At 49.9% G+C, this 20,227-nt stretch carries 17 protein-coding genes; 7 read left to right on the top strand and 10 right to left on the bottom strand.

From position 1 onward, the window contains the following. Nucleotides 1–20 precede the first annotated feature (20 nt). Together pcoB and pcoA are read right to left on the bottom strand one after the other, a co-directional pair. Nucleotides 21–911, bottom strand: a complete 891-nt coding sequence (pcoB, locus tag MKS11_RS25155) for a copper resistance outer membrane transporter PcoB (protein WP_001378118.1) — start codon at nucleotides 909–911, stop codon at nucleotides 21–23. A gap of 5 nt (nucleotides 912–916) precedes the next feature. Beyond that, on the bottom strand, nucleotides 917–2,734 hold the full coding sequence (pcoA, locus tag MKS11_RS25150) for a multicopper oxidase PcoA (RefSeq protein WP_016947613.1): 1,818 nt from the start codon (nucleotides 2,732–2,734) through the stop codon (nucleotides 917–919). A 233-nt stretch (nucleotides 2,735–2,967) separates the two neighbouring features. On the opposite strand from pcoA, the gene MKS11_RS25145 reads away from it, so the two are divergent. Continuing rightward, complete coding sequence (locus MKS11_RS25145; protein WP_001023257.1) at nucleotides 2,968–3,417, top strand: copper resistance protein; 450 nt, start codon at nucleotides 2,968–2,970, stop codon at nucleotides 3,415–3,417. Between the two features lie 288 nt (nucleotides 3,418–3,705). Next, nucleotides 3,706–4,443, top strand: a complete 738-nt coding sequence (locus MKS11_RS25140) for a peptidoglycan DD-metalloendopeptidase family protein (RefSeq protein WP_029505602.1) — start codon at nucleotides 3,706–3,708, stop codon at nucleotides 4,441–4,443. 33 nt (nucleotides 4,444–4,476) lie between these two features. Here the strand turns inward: MKS11_RS25140 and MKS11_RS25135 are convergent, their stop codons facing one another. From MKS11_RS25135 to silC, 7 genes are all read right to left on the bottom strand, one after another. Continuing rightward, the gene (locus tag MKS11_RS25135; RefSeq protein ID WP_000843497.1) at nucleotides 4,477–4,674 is read right to left on the bottom strand and encodes a DUF2933 domain-containing protein; all 198 of its coding nucleotides are present in this window, start codon (nucleotides 4,672–4,674) and stop codon (nucleotides 4,477–4,479) included. A gap of 40 nt (nucleotides 4,675–4,714) precedes the next feature. Continuing rightward, entirely contained in the window at nucleotides 4,715–7,162 is a 2,448-nt protein-coding gene (gene silP / locus MKS11_RS25130) for an Ag(+)-translocating P-type ATPase SilP (protein WP_029505601.1), read from the bottom strand. A gap of 126 nt (nucleotides 7,163–7,288) precedes the next feature. Continuing rightward, nucleotides 7,289–7,729, bottom strand: a complete 441-nt coding sequence (locus MKS11_RS25125; RefSeq protein WP_000758228.1) for a DUF411 domain-containing protein — start codon at nucleotides 7,727–7,729, stop codon at nucleotides 7,289–7,291. Between the two features lie 86 nt (nucleotides 7,730–7,815). After that, nucleotides 7,816–10,962, bottom strand: coding sequence for a Cu(+)/Ag(+) efflux RND transporter permease subunit SilA (gene silA, locus MKS11_RS25120; protein ID WP_004098958.1), 3,147 nt, complete (start codon nucleotides 10,960–10,962; stop codon nucleotides 7,816–7,818). Between the two features lie 10 nt (nucleotides 10,963–10,972). Then, nucleotides 10,973–12,265, bottom strand: coding sequence for a Cu(+)/Ag(+) efflux RND transporter periplasmic adaptor subunit SilB (silB, locus tag MKS11_RS25115; protein WP_004098959.1), 1,293 nt, complete (start codon nucleotides 12,263–12,265; stop codon nucleotides 10,973–10,975). 113 nt (nucleotides 12,266–12,378) lie between these two features. After that, nucleotides 12,379–12,732, bottom strand: coding sequence for a cation efflux system protein CusF (cusF, locus tag MKS11_RS25110; RefSeq protein ID WP_001246153.1), 354 nt, complete (start codon nucleotides 12,730–12,732; stop codon nucleotides 12,379–12,381). A 28-nt stretch (nucleotides 12,733–12,760) separates the two neighbouring features. Then, a complete protein-coding gene (silC, locus tag MKS11_RS25105) occupies nucleotides 12,761–14,146 on the bottom strand; it encodes a Cu(+)/Ag(+) efflux RND transporter outer membrane channel SilC (RefSeq protein WP_023292107.1) in 1,386 nt (461 codons plus the stop codon). Nucleotides 14,147–14,335: 189 nt separating this feature from the next. Between silC and silR the strand changes: the two genes are divergently transcribed. The 4 genes from silR (at nucleotide 14,336) to MKS11_RS25085 (ending at nucleotide 17,660) form a co-directional block, all read left to right on the top strand. Next, nucleotides 14,336–15,016, top strand: a complete 681-nt coding sequence (silR, locus tag MKS11_RS25100; RefSeq protein ID WP_000697969.1) for a copper/silver response regulator transcription factor SilR — start codon at nucleotides 14,336–14,338, stop codon at nucleotides 15,014–15,016. Next, on the top strand, nucleotides 15,009–16,484 hold the full coding sequence (gene silS, locus MKS11_RS25095; protein ID WP_104458972.1) for a copper/silver sensor histidine kinase SilS: 1,476 nt from the start codon (nucleotides 15,009–15,011) through the stop codon (nucleotides 16,482–16,484). Before silR ends, silS begins: the two co-directional genes overlap by 8 nt. Nucleotides 16,485–16,734: 250 nt before the next feature. Next, nucleotides 16,735–17,166 (top strand): silver-binding protein SilE, encoded by a 432-nt coding sequence (gene silE / locus MKS11_RS25090; RefSeq protein WP_000790483.1) that lies wholly within the window; start codon nucleotides 16,735–16,737, stop codon nucleotides 17,164–17,166. 143 nt (nucleotides 17,167–17,309) lie between these two features. Next, on the top strand, nucleotides 17,310–17,660 hold the full coding sequence (locus MKS11_RS25085; protein WP_000694953.1) for a DUF305 domain-containing protein: 351 nt from the start codon (nucleotides 17,310–17,312) through the stop codon (nucleotides 17,658–17,660). A 387-nt stretch (nucleotides 17,661–18,047) separates the two neighbouring features. Here MKS11_RS25085 and MKS11_RS25080 read toward each other — a convergent pair whose 3' ends face one another. Then, the gene (locus tag MKS11_RS25080; protein WP_375538594.1) at nucleotides 18,048–18,899 is read right to left on the bottom strand and encodes an HNH endonuclease; all 852 of its coding nucleotides are present in this window, start codon (nucleotides 18,897–18,899) and stop codon (nucleotides 18,048–18,050) included. 230 nt (nucleotides 18,900–19,129) lie between these two features. Between MKS11_RS25080 and lacI the strand changes: the two genes are divergently transcribed. Then, entirely contained in the window at nucleotides 19,130–20,212 is a 1,083-nt protein-coding gene (lacI, locus tag MKS11_RS25075; RefSeq protein WP_004206569.1) for a DNA-binding transcriptional repressor LacI, read from the top strand. Nucleotides 20,213–20,227: the final 15 nt, after the last annotated feature.

The raw sequence follows: 20,227 nt of genomic DNA, 5'->3' as shown, positions 1-20,227 counted from the left end.
GAGTGTTTTATATCAGTGCGTTAAAACCAGATTCTGGCTCCCGCTAGGAATACTACCTGATGGTCTTTCTCACCTTCTCTTTTCGCCATATCGGATGTTTTCCCGTAAAGTTGATTCCAGGAAACGCCTATATAGGGTGCAAACTCACGGCGTATTTCATAGCGCAGCCGGAGCCCCAGCTCTGTGTCAGTCAGTCCCCTGCCGCGACCCCGCGATTCATCATCCTGACTGTAGAAATTCACCTCATAGGATGGCTGGAGTATGAGCCGGTTAGTCAGTAAAACGTCGTATTCTCCTCCCAGACGAAGGGCTGCTTTTCCGCCATTACTGACAAAACCCGTAATTTCAGACTCAAAATTATAGAGTGCCAGCCCCTGAAAACCGACAGCAGCCCAGGTCCGGGCAGAAGCAGGTCTGAAATCCTGCCTGACACCCGCAACCAAATCCCACCATGGGCCAACCGCATGTCCCCAGAGTAACTGCGCTTCAGCCGCCTCCGTTTCCCCATTGCTTCGTTCACCTTCACTCTTTAGCCAAATCCGATCTGTGTCGCCTCCAATCCAGCTGTTAACACTCCAGCTGAAATTGTTGGTGTTATCCGACCGTTGCCATTCCAGTTGATCCAGCAGAACCAGATAATTAATCGCACTGTCGTGAATCGCATGCCCCTGTAAATTGCCGAATGCAGCCTTCCGGTCGGCATCGGTAACAGGCGGAATTGGCGTTCTGCTCTCAGTTACAATGGGCTCCATTGACGTCATCTCAGTGAAATTCTCATCTGCTGGCATCTGCATGGCAGACATGTCGTGCCCGGCGTGGGGATCTGCAGAGACGGAGCCCGCCGCAATAGAAAGCTGTGAGGTAAACAAACCGGCGACCAGAACAGGTATGGCCTTCAAATTTCTCTTCATTCGCATCATTCCTCCACCCGGACTTCACGAAACATTCCCATTTCCATGTGATAGAGCAAATGGCAGTGATACGCCCAGCGGCCAAGCGCATCTGCTGTCACTCTGTAACTGCGTTTTGTACCAGGGGGAACATCTATTGTGTGTTTACGAACCATGAAATTACCGTTTTCATCTTCCAGATCGCTCCACATACCATGCAGGTGAATGGGGTGAGTCATCATGGTATCGTTGATCAGCGTGATCCTGAGCCGCTCACCGTATTTCAGCAGCACCGGTGCGGCATCTGAAAACTTGATTCCGTTAAATGACCAGGCAAACTTTTCCATGTGGCCGGTTAAATGCAGTTCTATGGTACGGCCAGGTTCACGTCCGTCAGGATCCTCAAAGCGGCTTTTCAAATCCGCGTACGTGAGAACCTTTCTTCCGTTATTTCGAAGACCAATACCCGGATCATTTAATTTCGGAGAGACGCTCATCGCCTGCATATCAACCAGTGGGTTATCCGTTTCTGACGCAGGATGACTTTGCATACCCGGCATTCCGGCCATCCGGGAATGATCCATACCGGCCATGCTGCTGTGATCCATGGGCGCGGAGGATGTCCCGCTATCCGGAAGGTCAGCACCGTCCATAGACATCATCTCTCCGCTGTTATCCATGCCTCCCATCTGGCTGTGGTCCATTCCTGCCATATCATGTCCCATTCCCCCCATACCCATATCTTCCATGGTCAACAGAGGACGGGGATCGAGGGGGGGAACGGCAGCACTTAACCCCTCTCTCGTGGCCAGTGTCCCTCGAGCGTAACCGGTCCTGTCCATGGATTGTGCGAAGATGGTATAGGCCTCACCCTGAGGCTCCACAATGACATCATAGGTTTCGGCAACGGCAATCCTGAATTCGTCAACGGTAACCGGGTTTACATACTGGCCATCTGCAGCCACGACCGTCATTTTCAGCCCGGGGATACGGATATCGAAATAGGTCATTGCCGAGCCGTTGATAAACCGTAAGCGTATCTTTTCACCGGGATGGAACAGTCCGGTCCAGTTTTTCAGCGGGGCCTGCCCGTTCATGAGATAGGTGTAGGTGTAGCCACTGACATCCGCGAGGTCAGTCGGATTCATTTTCATTTCAGCCCACATTTTCCGATCGGCAATGGTGGCTGACAGCCCCCTGGTATTCACGTCGCGGAAAAAAGAGCCAACGGTTGGTTTATTGAAATTGTAGTAATCCGACTGTTTTTTTAATTTTTTCAGCAGGCTGTGAGGATTTTCATCGGTCCAGTCAGACAACATGACCACATGCTCACGATCGTAAGCAAACGGTTCTGGCTCCCTGGCATCGATGATAATGGCACCGTATACCCCCTCCTGTTCCTGCAGACCGGAATGGCTGTGGTACCAGTAAGTCCCGTTCTGCTTAACCTTAAAGGTGTAAACGTAGGTATCATCAGGCTCTATGCCCATAAAACTCAGCCCCGGAACACCATCCATATTGGCCGGAAGAATAATGCCGTGCCAGTGAATGGACGTCTGTTCATTAAGACGGTTTTTGACCTTCAGGGTAATGGTGTCACCTTCTTTCCAGCGAAGAACGGGCCCCGGCAGGCCTCCATTGATTGTTTTGGCCTGACGCTCACTGCCCGTGATATTGACGGCCGTTTCACCAATGGTCAGGTCAAACTGAGTACCCTGCAGGGATGCGGCAACTGGCAGGCTCAGACTGGAACGCGCATTGAAACTCCATACGCCAAGACTTCCGGCTACGCCAGAGAGGGTTAACCCCTTCAGGAAAGTTCGTCGAGACGTTTTCAACAGCATGCGCATTCCCTTATTTAAAGTATGGTTACTGACAGAATTCGAGAACCGATTTAAATTAAATTACTGGTTCATCCACTTACAATGAAATGAATCTAGCACACCTTAAGAAACAAATTCATTACAATCGTGTAATGTACGTGGCTGTATTACATTTACGTCATCTTCCCCACAGGTTGATTTTTTTATATATGATCATAAGGACATCTTTTATGTACCTCAGAAGGTAATTACACATGAATATATTAATCACGACCACTGCGTTTACAGCTTTATTTTGTGGGGCAGCTTTTGCTCAGTCCAGTGATATTGCCCATGAAGCACATCGATTTGTTAATAATGCCTCAGCCGTCAGTCATGTGAACTCCTCGACGCATGAAAACTTACCGGACAGGGTTAATAAAAACAACACGCCCTCATTCTCTGAAATGAATGAACATGAAAGGGCCATTGTTGCTCATTCATTTATGAACAACAGCGCGTCCTATGCGCATCAGAAAATGATTGAGGAACATAAAAAAATGCTGTCCGGCAGTGATGCAAATTCAAAGACCTCGTCTTCTTCTTTTAACGAACTGAATGCCGGAGAAAAAGCCGCTCTCGTGCATGAGCAGGTCAATAATGCCGGTGCGGAAGCACATCAGACGCAGGCAAGAAAGCTTCGCGGGCTGTATTCGACCAGGTAACTGCAGGCGGGTTAGTGCTTAGCGTCAGGTGCGCAGCAGGGCTTTACTGACGGGTTACGTAGCAGGACATGAGCCCCATATTGCTCTGCCGTAACCTGTTTCAGTCCCGTTAATCATCACCGTCGGGCTGGTCATACAGTTCCCAGAGCTTCAGGAGCAAACGGGAAACAAGATATGTTACAAAAATGACGACCATCAACGGTGCTCCCGATTAACTGACAGATGACACGCCTCCTGAAAACCCCTAGCATACGCCGCAGTGTTCATGCTAACGGCGAATTCCAGTAAATGTATTCTACCGATGTCGTAAAAGAAAATGCCTACCTTTCAGCCACCCGCTCGGGGCTGGAATCGAACGAGATCGCTACTCTTCAGCGCTCCTTGCCTTCCCGGTTTAATCTGCGGCATTTGAAAAAAAATGAATCATTAAAACTCGTACTGCAAAAGAAAGCGGGAAAATCACGTGTCGTGGCCTATAAATTTACGTCCGGTTCATTTAATTACACGGCGTATCGTATATCAGATAAAAAGTTCTATAACCTTTCCGAAACTTCCGGGAAAGGCAGTCTCGATTATCCGTTACCGGCCACAGCAAGACTCAGTTCGCCTTTCAATCCTGCAAGACTTAACCCGGTATCGGGAAAAGTGAGTCCCCATAATGGCATTGATTATTCCATGCCCATGAACACGAAAATAGTCAGCGTCATCGACGGAAAAATCACCCGGGCCGAATACAACAGTACCATGGGATATTTTGTTGAAGTAACGGGAAAAGCCGGTGTTAAAACTCGCTATCTCCACCTCAATAAAATACTCGTTACTAAAGGGGCCAGGGTTACCCGGGGAGACGCTATTGCGTTATCCGGTAACAGCGGACGTTCATCCGGTCCTCATCTGCATTACGAGCTGGTCATCAATAACAATCCTGTTAACTCACTGGCGTTCCGGGCAGCGGCACCCGCTGATAACAAACTTGAACAGCATGCCTTTGCGCATGCCAGAGACTACGAACGATACCTGGACTGATAACGGGGCCGCGACGCGGCCCCGTCTGCCGGATTAATTTTTTTTATCGTTTTCACTTCCTTGATGTTGATGATCTCCATGCCCTCCGTGGCCGTGGAAAAGATGCATTAGCGGGCAGACCAGCAATAACAGATATGGCCAGTAACCTGCCACATGTGACCAGTGTTCGCGCAGGAGGGCAAATGCCGCAATCGCGGCGACAGCAATAAGCGCATAGGTGGTACTTTTCATACCGGACTCCTTCTGTTAGTAACAGACCCTTCATTCAGGGTTATTTCCCGAGCCTGACACTTTTCAGACGCAACGCATTTGCAATGACGCTAACGGAGGAAAGGGCCATAGCCGCCGCCGCAATAACTGGCGACAGCAGTATTCCATACACAGGATAAAGCAGACCTGCAGCTACAGGCACCCCAAGAGCATTGTAGATAAACGCAAAAAACAGATTCTGCCGGATATTTTTCATGGTGATTTCTGACAGATGACGGGCCCTGTTGAGTATCATCAAATCGCCTTTGAGAAGGGTAACGCCAGCACTTTCTATTGCCACATCTGTACCCGTTCCCATGGCTATACCCACGTCAGCCGCTGCCAGCGCCGGGGCATCATTCACACCGTCTCCGGCCATCGCAACCACATGGCCAGACGCTTTCAGTCGGGTTATCACTGCTTTTTTGCCATCCGGCAGAATCCCGGCTTCAACCTCATCTATTCCCAGTTTCCGTGCGACTGCTTCAGCAGTAAGCTGGTTATCCCCGGTGAGCATAACAATGCGGATCCCCGCCTGACGCAAAGCTTTAAGCGCATCCGGCGTGGTTGCTTTCACGGGATCCGAGATAGCTATCAGGCCTGCAAGGTTCCCGTCTGTGGCCACATAGATAACGGTAGCGCCTTCCATCCGCAACGTATCCGCAACGGCCTTTTGATTATCAATAACGATACTGTTTTCCTGCATAGCCAGTTCATTACCAATAACAACCCGTTGACCTTCGACATCGCCTGAGACACCTTTCCCCGACTGGGCATTGAAATTACTGACGGCAGGTATCACGATCCCCTTTTCATGCGCGGCTCTGACAACAGCCATACCCAACGGATGCTGCGAACCTTTTTCCACTGCAGCTGTTACACGTAAAAGAGATATTTCCCCACCCGGACTGAGACTGATAATCCCTGTCACCGTAGGCGAACCTTCCGTGAGCGTGCCTGTTTTGTCGACAACCAGCGTGTCCACTTTTTCAAGACGCTCAAGGGCTTCGGCATTCTTGATTAACACCCCGGCCTGGGCGCCTTTGCCCACCCCCACCATTATCGACATCGGCGTGGCCAGTCCCAGCGCGCAGGGACAGGCAATAATCAGGACCGACACAGCCGCAATGAGACCGTGCGCCATCCTGGGCTCGGGCCCCCAGACAGACCAGATCAAGAAAGCAACAACCGCGATAAGTATCACCAGAGGAACAAACCAGCCTGAAACGCTGTCTGCCATTCTCTGGATGGGGGCACGCGAACGCTGTGCATCAGCGACCATCTGAACAATTCGTGAGAGCATCGTTTCATCACCGACTTTCTCTGCACGGATGATAAGACTACCTGTCTGATTAATCGTCCCCCCAATGACAGGGTCACCCTTCGTTTTGGTAACCGGCATAGACTCCCCGGTCACCATCGATTCATCAACGGTTGTTTTGCCTTCGATCACGATACCGTCGACCGGAATACTCTCTCCAGGTCTGATGCGGAGCTTATCGCCAGGCAGGACATCTTCCGCATTAATATCCGTTTCATGACCGTCATGATCCAGCCGTCTGGCGGTTTTGGGGGCAAGGTTCAGAAGCGCAGTAATGGCGCCTGAGGTTTGTTCCCGTGCCCGCAGCTCAAGAACCTGTCCCAGCAGAACAAGCACCGTAATAACTGCTGCGGCTTCAAAATAAACGGCCACCAGGCCATCCATGTTTCTGAACGATGCAGGAAACCAGGAGGGGAAGACGGTTGCAATGACGCTGTAAACCCAGGCTACGCCGGTCCCCATTGCAACAAGGGTAAACATATTCAGGGAGCGGTTACGTAACGACATTCCGGCCCGGGCGAAGAATGGCCAGCCACACCACAACACGACAGGGGAGGCCAGAAGCAACTGCAGCCATGTGTTGTACTGTGGCGGTACTGTATTCCTCAAGTCGGGAAACAGATGAGATCCCATTTCGAGTACCAGAACCGGAAACGCCAGCAACAACCCCAGCCAGAAGCGTCTTGTCATGTCGTGAAGTTCATCACTCGGCCCCGTGGATGCCGTAGCTACGAGCGGCTCCAGTGCCATTCCACAGACAGGACAGCTTCCGGGACCACTGCGGCGTATCTCCGGGTGCATCGGACATGTCCACACACCTTCAGAATTCTCTTTTTCCGCCTGGTTGTGAGGCTGTTTTATCTGATCAGGGCTGACTTCGTGATGATCGTGGTGATGGTGATGGGAATGTTCACTGGCATCTTCGGTAAGATAACGATCGGGATGGGCTTTAAATTTACTCTCACAGCTGGCGGAGCAGAAATAAAGTTGGTGGTCCTGGTATCGAATGCTGCTGTGCGCCCTGTCGGGCAGGATGGCCATCCCGCACACGGGATCTCTCACCTTATGCAATACGTGGCCCTCGTCCGGGGATAATGTCTGCTCAGAAGCAGTCTGGTTGTTGTGTTGCACTGCATTGTCATTTTTCACAGTAACTCTCCTTATGCATACCGAAGCATCTTCTGTCTTCAGGGTATGTCATGGATGCGATTACCACGAATATCGCCGGCACAGGAGTGCCTGCTACCGGCGTCCCGTTATCAGCCGTTCCGCTGACTATTCGATTCGCTGGAAGACTTTTTTACTTCCATCCGGTGAGAATGCGATAACATCGTAAGCCTCTTTTCGGGCTCCCATCTCCATTCCAGGACTTCCTGCTGGCATACCGGGGGTGGCGAGACCGTATATACCCGAACCAGACTGCATTGCCTTATGTATCGTTGTCGCAGGCACATGGCCTTCAATGATCAAATTACCGGCAACCGCGGTATGACAACTTCGTAGTCCTGCAGGAATAGCATGCTTTTCTTTCAGGGCTGACAGCGCCTGATCATTCATGACGTGAGTTCGTACTTCAAACCCGTCTTTTTCCATCGCTTTGCCCCACAGGGAACAACAGCCACAGTTTTCAGATTTGTACATATCAATCACTTTTTCACTCGCCATCGCGGGTAGTGAAAGGCCGAGAGCCAGCGCCATTAGAACCACTTTTTTCATACTCACCTCTGTATATTATCGATATAAACCCTGACGTCAGGGTGAATCAGTAAAGAAGGACACCCACAGGGGGTGCCCTTTCAGGTTCAGGACACGCTTTTTTTATGTCTGCGCAGCCAGATTAATTTGTAGGCGGCAGGAATAATGAACAGGGACAGCAGCGGAGCCGTGATCATCCCACCAATCATGGGTGCCGCGATACGGCTCATGACTTCTGAACCTGCACCGGTTCCCCACAGTATTGGCAGCAGACCCGCAATGATCACCGCCACGGTCATGGCTTTCGGCCGGACACGCAGTACGGCACCATGATAGAGGGCTTCATCAAGGCCTTCCGGTGTGAACGTCTCTTTACGGGACAATTCCGGGTGCGCTTCAATGGCATGACGCAGATACATCAGCATGACCACGCCAAACTCTGCTGCCACCCCGGCCAGGGCGATAAACCCGGTTCCGGTCGCCACTGACATATGGAAGCCCTGCCAGTACAGGAACCATATCCCGCCAACCAGGGCAAACGGCAGGCTCATCAGAATAAGTAAGGCCTCATCAGCCCGGCGGAATGCCAGATATAACAGGATGAAGATGATCATCACCGTCATCGGTACCATCAGTTTTAATTTCTTATTGGCGTGCTCGAGTAATTCAAACTGTCCTGAGAATGCCACACTGGTCCCCGGTCTCAGTTTCACTTTCTCACTGATGGCCGTCTTAATATCGTTCACCACCGACACCATGTCCCTGCCGCGGGCATCAACATAAATCCAGCTGGCTGGCCGGGCATTTTCGGTTTTCAGCATGGTTGGTCCGGAAACGACCTTAATATCGGCAACATCGCCCAGCGTAATTTGCTGCTTCATTGGGGTCAGGATTGGCATCTCTCTCAACGCCTGCGGACTGTTACGGTAATCCTGCGGATAGCGAATGTTAATAGGGTACCGGGCCACGCCTTCAACCGTCTCACCCACCATAGCCCCACCGATTGCTGAAGAGACGAACAGCTGGACGTCGCCCACAGTCATCCCGTACCGGGAAGCTTTCTCCCGGTTGATATCGATATCGATGTAGCGCCCGCCCTCAAGTCGCTCAGCCAGGACAGACACCACGCCAGGCACGGTTTTGGCTACCGCCTCGATACTCTGCGCCGTCGCGTCGATATCGGACAGAACAGTCCCGGACACTTTGATACCTATCGGGCTTTTGATCCCGGTTGAGAGCATATCAATACGGTTACGGATAGGCGGCACCCAGAGGTTTGCCAGACCCGGTAAACGGACTGTCCTGTCGAGTTCATCAATAATCTTGTCAATTGTCATGCCGGGACGCCACTGATCCTCAGGTTTGAGCTGGATCGTGGTTTCCACCATTTCGAGCGGCGCGGAATCCGTTGCGGTCTCTGCTTTACCGGTCTTGCCAAATACAGAAGCCACTTCAGGAACGCTTTTGATTAACTTGTCTGTTGTCTGCAGGAGCGCTGCAGCTTCTGCCGGAGAGACGCCAGGCAAGGTCGACGGCATATACAGCAGATCGCCCTCGTTAATCTTCGGCAGAAATTCACCGCCCACCTGACTCAGTGGCCAGATAACCGTGAAAATGGACAAGGCCGCAACCAGCAGGGTTGTTTTTGGCCAGTGGAGGACCCGCAGCAGCAAAGGATGATACGCTTTGATCAGCACCCGGTTCAGGGGGTTACTTGTCTCGGCAGGAATTTTCCCCCGGATCCAGAATCCCATCAGAATAGGAATGACGATGATGGCCAGGGCGGCCGCTCCCGCCATGGAGTACGTTTTCGTGAATGCCAGCGGGCCAAACAGACGACCTTCCTGCCCTTCCAGGGTAAAGATAGGAATAAAGGACAGGGTGATGATCAGCAGGCTAATGAACAACGCGGGTCCCACTTCCACGGAGGCGTCGGTAATCACCTTCCAGCGGGTGGCGTTGTCAATCTGCTCACCCGGATGCTGATGATCCCACTCCTCAAGCCGTTTGTGCGCATTTTCAATCATCACAATGGCGGCATCCACCATCGCACCGACGGCAATCGCTATCCCTCCCAGCGACATGATATTGGCGTTCAGTCCCTGGAAGTGCATGACGATAAAGGCGATACACAGGCCAAGTGGCAGAGAAATAATCGCCACCAGGGCAGAACGGACATGCCAGAGGAACAGTGCGCAAACGACAGCAACAACGATAAACTCTTCAAGAAGCTTGTAACTGAGGTTATCAATCGCCCGGTCGATTAACTGGCTGCGATCGTAGGTGGTCACGATTTCAACGCCTTCCGGCAGGCTGGCCTTCAGCGTCTCCAGTTTATCCCTCACTGCCGTGATAACGTCGCGCGCATTTTTACCCGACCGCAGGATCACCACGCCGCCAGCGACTTCTCCCTGGCCGTTCAGCTCGGCAATACCACGCCTCATTTCGGGCCCGGTCTGCACGCGGGCAACATCCCGCAGATAAACCGGCACGCCGTTCTCACCTGTTTTCAGGACGATGTTATTAAAATCATCAATGCTCTGAAGATAACCGCTGGCACGGACCATATACTCCGCTTCGGCCATTTCAACGGATGAGCCACCGGCCTCCTGGTTAGACGATTCAAGTGCCTGTTTCACTTCGGGCAGGCTGATACCGTACTGGGACAGTTTTACCGGATTGACCTGAATCTGGTACTGTTTCACCACGCCGCCAACCGAAGCGACCTCAGCCACGTTCGGGATGGTTTTCAGCTCAAATTTCAGGAACCAGTCCTGCAGAGAGCGCAGTTCTGAAAGGTCGTGTTTTCCGTTGCGATCGACAAGGGCATATTCAAAAATCCAGCCCACACCCGTGGCATCAGGACCGATTTCAGAACTCACACCGGCAGGCAGTTTTCCCTGAACCTGATTCAGATATTCCAGCACGCGGGAACGGGCCCAGTACAGATCGGTGCCGTCTTCAAAAATGACATACACATACGAATCCCCGAACTGTGAAAAACCACGCACGGTTTTTGCGCCAGGTACGGACAGCATGGTGGTGGTAAGTGGATAGGTGACCTGGTTTTCTACAATCTGCGGGGCCTGGCCGGGATAGCTGGTTTTGATAATGACCTGTACATCTGACAGGTCAGGCAAGGCATCGACCGGCGTGTTAATAATCGTCCATGTACCCCAGATGCTGAGAAACAGGGCCCCCATCATGACCAGGAAACGGTTGGCGACAGAGCGCCGGATAATCCATTCAATCATCGTCGTCTCCTCAGTGCCCTGAATGCATATTTACAGGCTGGTCAGACATTGCTGGCATACTGCTTTCTGTTTTTTCAGGGTGGCGCATACGTTCCAGCGCGCCCGTAATATTGGCTTCGGAGTCAATGAGGAACAGGCCACTGACCACCACGGTATCGCCTTCATTCAGGCCGGAACCGATGCCGGACTGTTGCTGTGATTCATGCAGAACGTGGATCTGTTTCGGCACAAACTTGCCTTCATCATCAACAGTAATCACGCGCTGTTCTTTGCCGGTATCGATAACGGCCTGGCTTGGTATCAGCAGCATCTCCTGGCTCTTGGTATTCAGTTTCAGATAGGCATTCATGCCCGGCTTGAGAAACTCATCCTTATTAGAAACCTGGAGACGGACCTGAAGCGTACGGGTTGTCTGATCCACGCTGGGAAGAATGTTCCATTTTTCGACATGGAATGTTTTATCCGGATAAGCCGGTACCGAAATTTCAAACTGCGACGTATCTTTCAGCAGATATGCGATAGATTCTGGCACTGCAGCGCTGATCCAGACCGGGTCCATCCCCTGAATCTGAGCCACTACTTTATCTTTCGAAATATTCATGCCGGTGCGCAGGTCAAACGCAGTAATGACACCATCAATAGGTGCTTTAATGGTAAAACGGGTCTGGATTGTGCGGGTTGAACGCAGCCTTTGAATATCCTCTTCCGGCATACCAGCCAGACGAAGTCGCTCCAGAACCCCTTTTATCTGGGTTGACGTACCGCCTGTACCGGATAACAGCAGGAACTCACTTTGTGCCTCAACCCATTCAGGAATGGTGATATCGATAAGCGGAGTGCCTTTCTTCACATGATCGCCAATCGTCAGGGGATACACTTTTTCGACGAAACCGTCAGAGCGCGCCTGCACAATGACAAACTGATACTCGTTGTAACTGACATTAGCCGGGATTGTCTGGGAATAATTCAGCATTCCTCGCGTGACTTTTTGCGTTTTTAATCCCAGATTCTGAACCTGCGTTGGATCGATACGGATCCCGCCACTGCTTTTATCGCCACTTTCATCAGCATATTTCGGCACCAGGTCCATATCCATAAAGGGAGATTTTCCGGGTTTATCAAATTTGGTATCCGGTTTCATCGGGTCATACCAGAAAAGTACCTTTCGCTCCGGTGCCTTTTGTTCGGTTTGTACTGTTTTTTGTGATGAGTTTACATACTGCCAGGCAGTAACCGATATCAGCCCCCCTGCTATGAGGCTGCTGATAATTATTGCAGCATATTTTATCTTTAAAGAAGCCATACAATTTCTCGCTGAAAAATCAAAACACCTGGCATATGCGCCCGATCATTCATTCACAGTAATCCCTTAATGAATGTTCAGGCGCACTGGATGTATTCGCTCCGGACTGATAATCAGGATTGCGTAACGTTAATGCTTTTGAGTAAGGAGATATTGCCCTGCTGAATAAACGAGAAATCGACATGGTTGCCGGTTTTCAGGGCATTGATAGCGTCGTCTGCATTAACAAAAGTGAAGCGCATGGTCATTGCAGGCCAGCCCACAGCAGGGATTGCTTCGTGCGAAATGGTAATCTTTTTACTATTCATATCAATATCTTTAACGACACCGGTGCCCTTGATAACCTGCTGTACCGAAGCATCACTGGCAGCATTCATATCGCCATGCTGATGTGTTTCAGCATGAAGACCGGCAGAAAACATGACAGAGAAGGCACCAAATAAAACGGCTTTAAGTGAATTACGCATTTTTAATTTCCTGATTAATTAAATAAATTTACTCTACCCAACCGCCACCCAGCGCGGTAAACAGATTAATTTCGTTAACCTGTCGGGAATAGGTAAGATCGAGAATGGTTTGCTGCGTAGCGAAGAGGGAACGTTCTGCATCCAGCACTTCGATGTAACTGACAGCACCACTTGCATATAATCCTCTGGCACGCTGGAGAGTTATCTGAAGTGAATCAAGATAACGCTGCTGTGACTCAAGTTGCTGGCTAAGGCTGTCGCGCAGCGCAAGCGTGTCGGAAACATCCTTAAAGGCTGACTGAATTTTTTGTTCGTAATTAACCACCGATTGTTGCTGGCGAATTTCAGCCAGCTTCAGATTGGCTTTATTCCTGCCAGCATTAAAAATAGGAATTTCAATTTTAGGGATAAAATTCCACATTCCACTTCCTGACGTAAACAGGCTTGACAGCTCCGTACTGCTTGCGGAAAGACCACTGGTCAGGGTAATGGAGGGGAAAAAGGCCGCTCGCGCTGCGCCAATATTGGCATCAGCCGCTTTCAGCTGATATTCCGCTTCCATAATATCCGGTCGCTGCAGCAAAATTTGTGAAGATAGATTTGGTGGCAATTTTACTGGTGCGATCTCCCCGCCTTTCATCCCTTTTTCTGACGGAAGTGCGCGGTACGTTCCCAGCACCAGTTGCAGGGCATTGTTTGCCTGAGCCAGATCGCCTTCTCGTTTGGCTATTTCGGCGCGGGTACTTTCGATTTGTCCTCTCGCCTGTTCAAGTGCCAGAACGTTCGTACTCCCGGTCACGAGCTGTTGCTCAACGAAAGCATAGGACTGTTCATAATTTTTCAGCGTTTCCCGCGCAATACGGAGTTGTTCGTACGCCAGTTGCTGGCTGAAATAGCTCTGTGAAACGCTGGAGACCAGCAGGATGTGTACGGCCCGACGGGCTTCTTCGCTGGCAAAGTAGTTCTGGCGGTCAGCATCACTCATGTTCTTAAGTTTGCCGAAAAAATCGAGCTCATAGCTGAGCTCCAGACCCGCGTCGTACTCCTGTGTGGTCGGCTTGTCACCTTTCAGACCACCGTTGTATGTGATCCCGGATGAGGCATTCAGTTGGGGATAACGATCTGCATCCGTGACGTTGAACTGGGCCCGGGCCTCTTCAACCTTCAGGGCAGCCATTCTCAAATCACGGTTATTATTCAGGGCTTCACCGATCAGCCTGCTGACCTGGGGATCGACAAAAAAGTTTCGCCAACCCGTATCCTGATAGCTGTTTACCGCAGGCGTCAGACTGTTTTTAGACAATGAAAACTGCTGGGGAACCGGAGCTGGCGGACGCTGATATTCAGGTGCCAGAGAAACACAACCAGCCAGGATGAATATGGTACTGATGCTGAGTAATTTTAATTTGAACATAACGCTTCTCGTACAGGCAGACCTGGTAAATGGTTCAAACGAAATCCAGAGTATTGATAGGGATACTTTACCGAACGCTCTCTGTTTGCCGGGTGACAGGATAATGACAATGTTGTCATTTTTGCTGTAATCCGTTGATAACGATCGTGGGCGCAATAAAATGACATTAGCAGCCAGCCGGGGAACATGATGAAAATATTGATCGTCGAAGACGAAATTAAAACAGGTGAATATCTCAGCAAAGGGCTTACAGAGGCAGGGTTCGTAGTGGATCACGCTGATAATGGTCTTACCGGATATCATCTCGCCATGACAGCCGAGTATGATTTAGTCATTCTGGATATCATGCTACCTGATGTGAACGGCTGGGATATCATCCGCATGCTGCGCACTGCCGGAAAGGGTATGCCGGTCTTACTGCTGACAGCCCTCGGCACGATCGAACATAGGGTCAAAGGACTGGAACTGGGTGCGGACGATTATCTGGTTAAACCCTTTGCGTTTGCCGAACTGCTCGCCCGGGTGAGAACCCTTCTGAGGCGGGGAAACACGATGATCACGGAAAGCCAGTTTAAGGTGGCTGACCTCTCGATTGATCTCGTATCCAGAAAAGTCAGTCGCGCCGGAAACCGCATTGTGCTCACCAGTAAAGAGTTCAGCCTGCTGGAATTCTTCATTCGCCATCAGGGAGAGGTTCTTCCCCGCTCCCTGATTGCCTCTCAGGTCTGGGACATGAATTTTGACAGCGACACTAATGCGATCGATGTCGCAGTAAAGCGACTCCGCGCTAAAATAGACAACGATTACGGGACAAAGCTGATCCAGACAGTCCGGGGCGTGGGCTACATGCTGGAGGTCCCGGATGCATAGCAAACCTTCCAGACGCCCTTTCTCACTCGCTCTGCGGCTGACCTTTTTTATCAGCCTGTCCACGATACTGGCTTTTATCGCCTTCACCTGGTTTATGCTGCATTCTGTTGAAAATCATTTTGCCGAGCAGGATGTCAGCGATCTTCAACAAATCAGCACCACACTGAACCGTATACTGCAGTCCCCGGTGGATCCGGATGATAAAAAAATAAGCAAAATAAAGGAATCAATTGCCAGCTACCGCAACGTTGCCCTTTTGCTCCTCAATCCCAGGGGTGAAGTGCTCTTTAGCTCAGCTCAGGGGGCGGCACTACGCCCGGCAGTGAATTCAGCAGATTTTAGCGAGCACAGCCGCGCACGGGATGTCTTTCTCTGGACGGTGGAGGATCCTGCGGGACCGATGGATACCGGGTCCGAAATGAAGATGGAAACATACAGGATTATCGCCTCCTCTGGTCAGGCGATATTTCAGGGCAAACAGCAGAACTATGTCATGCTGACTGGCCTATCCATTAATTTCCATCTCCATTACCTCGATGCGCTGAAAAAGAACCTGATTGCGATTGCCGTCGTGATAAGCCTGTTGATTGTTCTGATCATTCGAATCGCTGTCCGTCAGGGGCACCTGCCCCTTCGTAATGTCAGCAATGCCATTAAAAACATCACCTCCGAGAATCTTGATGCGCGACTGGAACCGACACGCGTTCCCATTGAGCTGGAGCAACTGGTTATCTCGTTCAATCATATGATTGGAAAGATTGAGGATGTCTTTACCCGCCAGGCCAATTTCTCTGCCGATATCGCGCATGAGATCAGAACGCCCATCACCAATCTGGTGACGCAGACTGAAATCGCACTGAGTCAGGATCGAACACAGAAGGAACTTGAGGATGTCCTCTATTCCAGTCTTGAAGAGTATAACCGGATGACCAAAATGGTCAGCGATATGCTGTTCCTGGCACAGGCAGATAATAATCAGCTGATACCTGACAGGGTCATGTTTGACCTCAGAGCGGAAGTCATGAAAGTCTTCGAGTTTTTCGAAGCCTGGGCCGAAGAACGCAATATCACGCTCAAATTTAACGGGATGCCCTGCCTGGTTGAGGGAGATCCACAAATGTTCAGAAGGGCGATCAATAATCTGTTATCCAATGCCCTGCGTTATACCCCGGAGGGACAGGCAATCACCGTCTCAATAAGAGTGCAGGAGAGCTTTTTTGACCTTGTGATTGAAAATCCGGGGAAACCGATCCCTGAAGAACATTTATCAAGGCTGTTTGACCGTTTTTATCGGGTGGATCCATCCAGACAACGAAAAGGAGAAGGCAGCGGCATCGGCCTTGCGATTGTGAAGTCAATCGTGGAAGCACATCACGGAAGAGTGCAGGTGGAATCAGACGTACGCTCCACGCGTTTTATCTTATCCGTGCCCAGACTGGAGAAAATGATCCCGGAAACCCAATGCTGAAAATAAAGATGTAAATGACAAAGATGTCATTAGCCTGTCATGCAGCAAACAGAAGCCATTCGATATAATTAGTGCAACTTATCAGGAAGGCTGGATTGCTTCATCAATACCCGGCGTCAGAGTACGCCAGGAAATGAATATCCAGCCCTCTTCCGGAGAAATAAACGCTGCCGAACTTGTTTCAGTTATGGAACTGAAAACACCGGTTGTACTTCCCCGGACATCACTAATTCAGAAATGGAGAGTTATCATGAAAAATATCGTATTAGCATCTTTGCTGGGCTTTGGTTTAATTTCATCGGCCTGGGCCACTGAAACCGTGAATATCCATGATCGCGTCAACAATGCACAGGCTCCTGCTCACCAGATGCAGTCTGCTGCGGCTCCTGTCGGGATCCAGGGGACTGCTCCTCGTATGACCGGTATGGACCAGCATGAACAGGCCATTATTGCTCATGAGACCATGACGAACGGCTCGGCGGATGCGCACCAGAAAATGGTGGAAAGTCATCAGAAGATGATGGGAAATAACACGGTATCCACGACCGTCCCGTCAACGTCTTACGCGGCGATGAATGAGCATGAAAGAGCAGCGGTTGCCCATGAATTCATGAATAACGGGCAATCCGGCCCACATCAGGCCATGGCCGAAGCGCACCGCCGCATGATCAATGCAGGCTGAATGCGACGGTAGTATCCGTGCTGTTACCTTTTCCCTGATAGATTTTCCTGAAACAACGTTGCTACATTTTTGCCCCCCGTCAGGGGGCTTTTTTGTCTGACTCAGCTACACTTAACCGGTACCTGTCTGAAAGGAATTATTATATGAAAATCAAAAACACCCTTTTTGTAATATTAATGTTATCCCTGCCAGCCATTTCTGCTGAACATTCGGAAATGAAAATGTCAGATATGCACTCATCGGCATCATCACAGGAATATATGGCTGGCATGAAAAATATGCATGAAAAAATGATGGCCGCCGTTAATGAATCCAATCCCGATAAGGCCTTTGCAAAAGGTATGATCGCACACCATGAAGGGGCAATCGCAATGGCTGAGACTGAGCTCAAATACGGAAAAGATCCCGAAATGAGAAAGCTTGCGCAGGACATCATTAAAGCTCAAAAAGGTGAAATTGAGCAGATGAATAAATGGCTTGACAGTCATAAATAATGAACACTGGAGTGTTGTCTTGCGCACCCTCTTAGGGTACCCCCGGACACGAAAATATATAGCACTTAACTAATTAAAAACCCGAATAATTTCGGGTTTTTAATGTAACTTTCTTTTCTGAACGGAAATAATAGTCATACAATTTAATTTTCTTGTAATTGCTCCTACTTTTAATCAGGTACTGGACGATGGATAACGACTCCCGCCTGAGAGGAAAAATCCGTCTGGTTACCTGGCGCTATACTTAACCGATTGATCGACATGCCATGCTGGTAAAATATTAAAATCCTCCCCCATAAATCTGAACCACATGACAGGATTGATAGTCAGGCAGTATTTCACATTCATTGCTAAAAAAATAAAAATAAGCATGCATCTTCTCGAAGATTAATTACCTTCCATCTTGTAAAAAAGAATCAAATCCTCTAATAATATCTCGATTCCCGCTTTTTTTAATACATCTTTCCGCTCGGCATATATTTTCCTCAACATATCTTCAAACCCCTTGCCAAGATGAATTTGTTTATGGCAGTTGCAACATAGTGATATGATATTCTCTTCCACATCCAGTGAATTCTCAAAATAGTCTTGCTTTGACATCGGGACAATGTGATGAGGTTCTGTGTAATTTAGAGGAGAGTTTCGCCTTCTGAACGTTGGATGGTCGCAATTAATTTCACATTTATAATCAGCTTTGTTAAGCGCATTTTTTGAAACAGATTTACTTCTTGGGTATGAGAGTCCATTTTTGACTTCTATTGCAGCTTTCTTAGGTTTCGCTTTTTCGCTATACTCAAATGTCTGAGTAACGTCAAAGTGATTACTTTCTTCTAGAGCAGTGATCAAATCATTATCTGAGTAAAAATCAATGCTTGAGCTTTCGCTCGTACTAAAAAAATCTAGTTCTTTTATTGCCTGAACAAGTTCTTCACGGATAGTCCATAAATTTCGCTTTGGGTTTCCTTTAATTTCTCTACTTTTCATGACTGTAATGAATTTTGTCCCGGAAGCAATCTTTCCGACTCCTTTAACCTCGAATCGGCCAAGCTGCTTCTGAACTCTTCCACCCAACCCATTGATTACACCATTAGCACTCATACTGTGCAGGTCGTACTTCTTGCCGATATCGAAACATGTACAGGAATGGTCTGGCTCAATGAACCATTTTTTTAACGCTGCAATACTTTTGTCATCAAAAACTTTTTTATCCCTTAATAAAATCTTCCATTCTTCGGTAATGCTGTCAACCTGTTGATGACTATTTTAATCTGTAGTCATTCAATCCTTGTAACATCAGGATGATCCTGGTGTCAGTGAAAATACGAAATCAACACGTTGGTATCATTACCCACCTGTGAACTGACGTCGGCATTTTGAATCTCACTTCGGCGTGCCCCCTCCGAATGGCGCAAAACATTTCGTGGTATGGCATGATAGCACCCGAAGAGAGTCAATTCAGGGTGGTAAATGTGAAACCAGTAACGCTATACGATGTCGCAGAGTATGCCGGTGTCTCTTATCAGACCGTTTCCCGCGTGGTGAACCAGGCCAGCCACGTCTCTGCGAAAACGCGGGAAAAGGTGGAAGCGGCGATGGCGCAGCTGAACTACATTCCCAACCGCGTGGCACAACAACTGGCGGGGAAACAGTCGTTGCTGATTGGCGTTGCTACCTCCAGTCTGGCCCTGCACGCGCCGTCGCAAATTGTCGCGGCGATTAAATCTCGCGCCGATCAACTGGGTGCCAGCGTGGTGGTGTCGATGGTAGAACGAAGCGGCGTCGAAGCCTGTAAAGCGGCGGTGCACAATCTTCTCGCGCAACGCGTCAGTGGGCTGATCATTAACTATCCGCTGGATGACCAGGATGCCATTGCTGTGGAAGCTGCCTGCGCTAATGTTCCGGCGTTATTTCTTGATGTCTCTGACCAGACTCCCATCAACAGTATTATTTTCTCCCATGAAGACGGTACGCGACTGGGCGTGGAGCATCTGGTCGCATTGGGTCACCAGCAAATCGCGCTGTTAGCGGGCCCATTAAGTTCTGTCTCGGCGCGTCTGCGTCTGGCGGGCTGGCATAAATATCTCACTCGCAATCAAATTCATCCGATAGCGGAACGGGAAGGCGACTGGAGTGCCATGTCCGGTTTTCAACAAACCATGCAAATGCTAAATGAGGGCATCGTTCCCACTGCGATGCTGGTTGCCAACGATCAGATGGCGCTGGGCGCAATGCGCGCCATTACCGAGTCCGGGTTGCGCGTTGGTGCGGATATCTCGGTAGTGGGATACGACGATACCGAAGACAGCTCGTGTTATATCCCGCCGTTAACCACCATCAAACAGGATTTTCGCCTGCTGGGGCAAACCAGCGTGGACCGCTTGCTGAAACTCTCTCAGGGCCAGGCGGTGAAGAGCAATCAGCTGTTGCCCGTCTCACTGGTGAAAAGAAAAACCACCCTACCGCCCAATACGCAAACCACCTCTCCCCGCACGTTGGCAGATTCCTTAATGCAGCTGGCACGACAAGTTTCCCGACTTGAAAGCGGGCAGTGAGCGCAACGCAATTAA

The organism is Klebsiella sp. K5-45, from assembly GCF_030128605.1.
In the GTDB taxonomy this organism is placed as follows: Bacteria; Pseudomonadota; Gammaproteobacteria; order Enterobacterales; family Enterobacteriaceae; genus Klebsiella; species Klebsiella quasipneumoniae.
The sequence above is the reverse complement of the archived record's forward strand: the minus strand, read 5'-3'. Positions and strand labels throughout refer to the sequence as shown.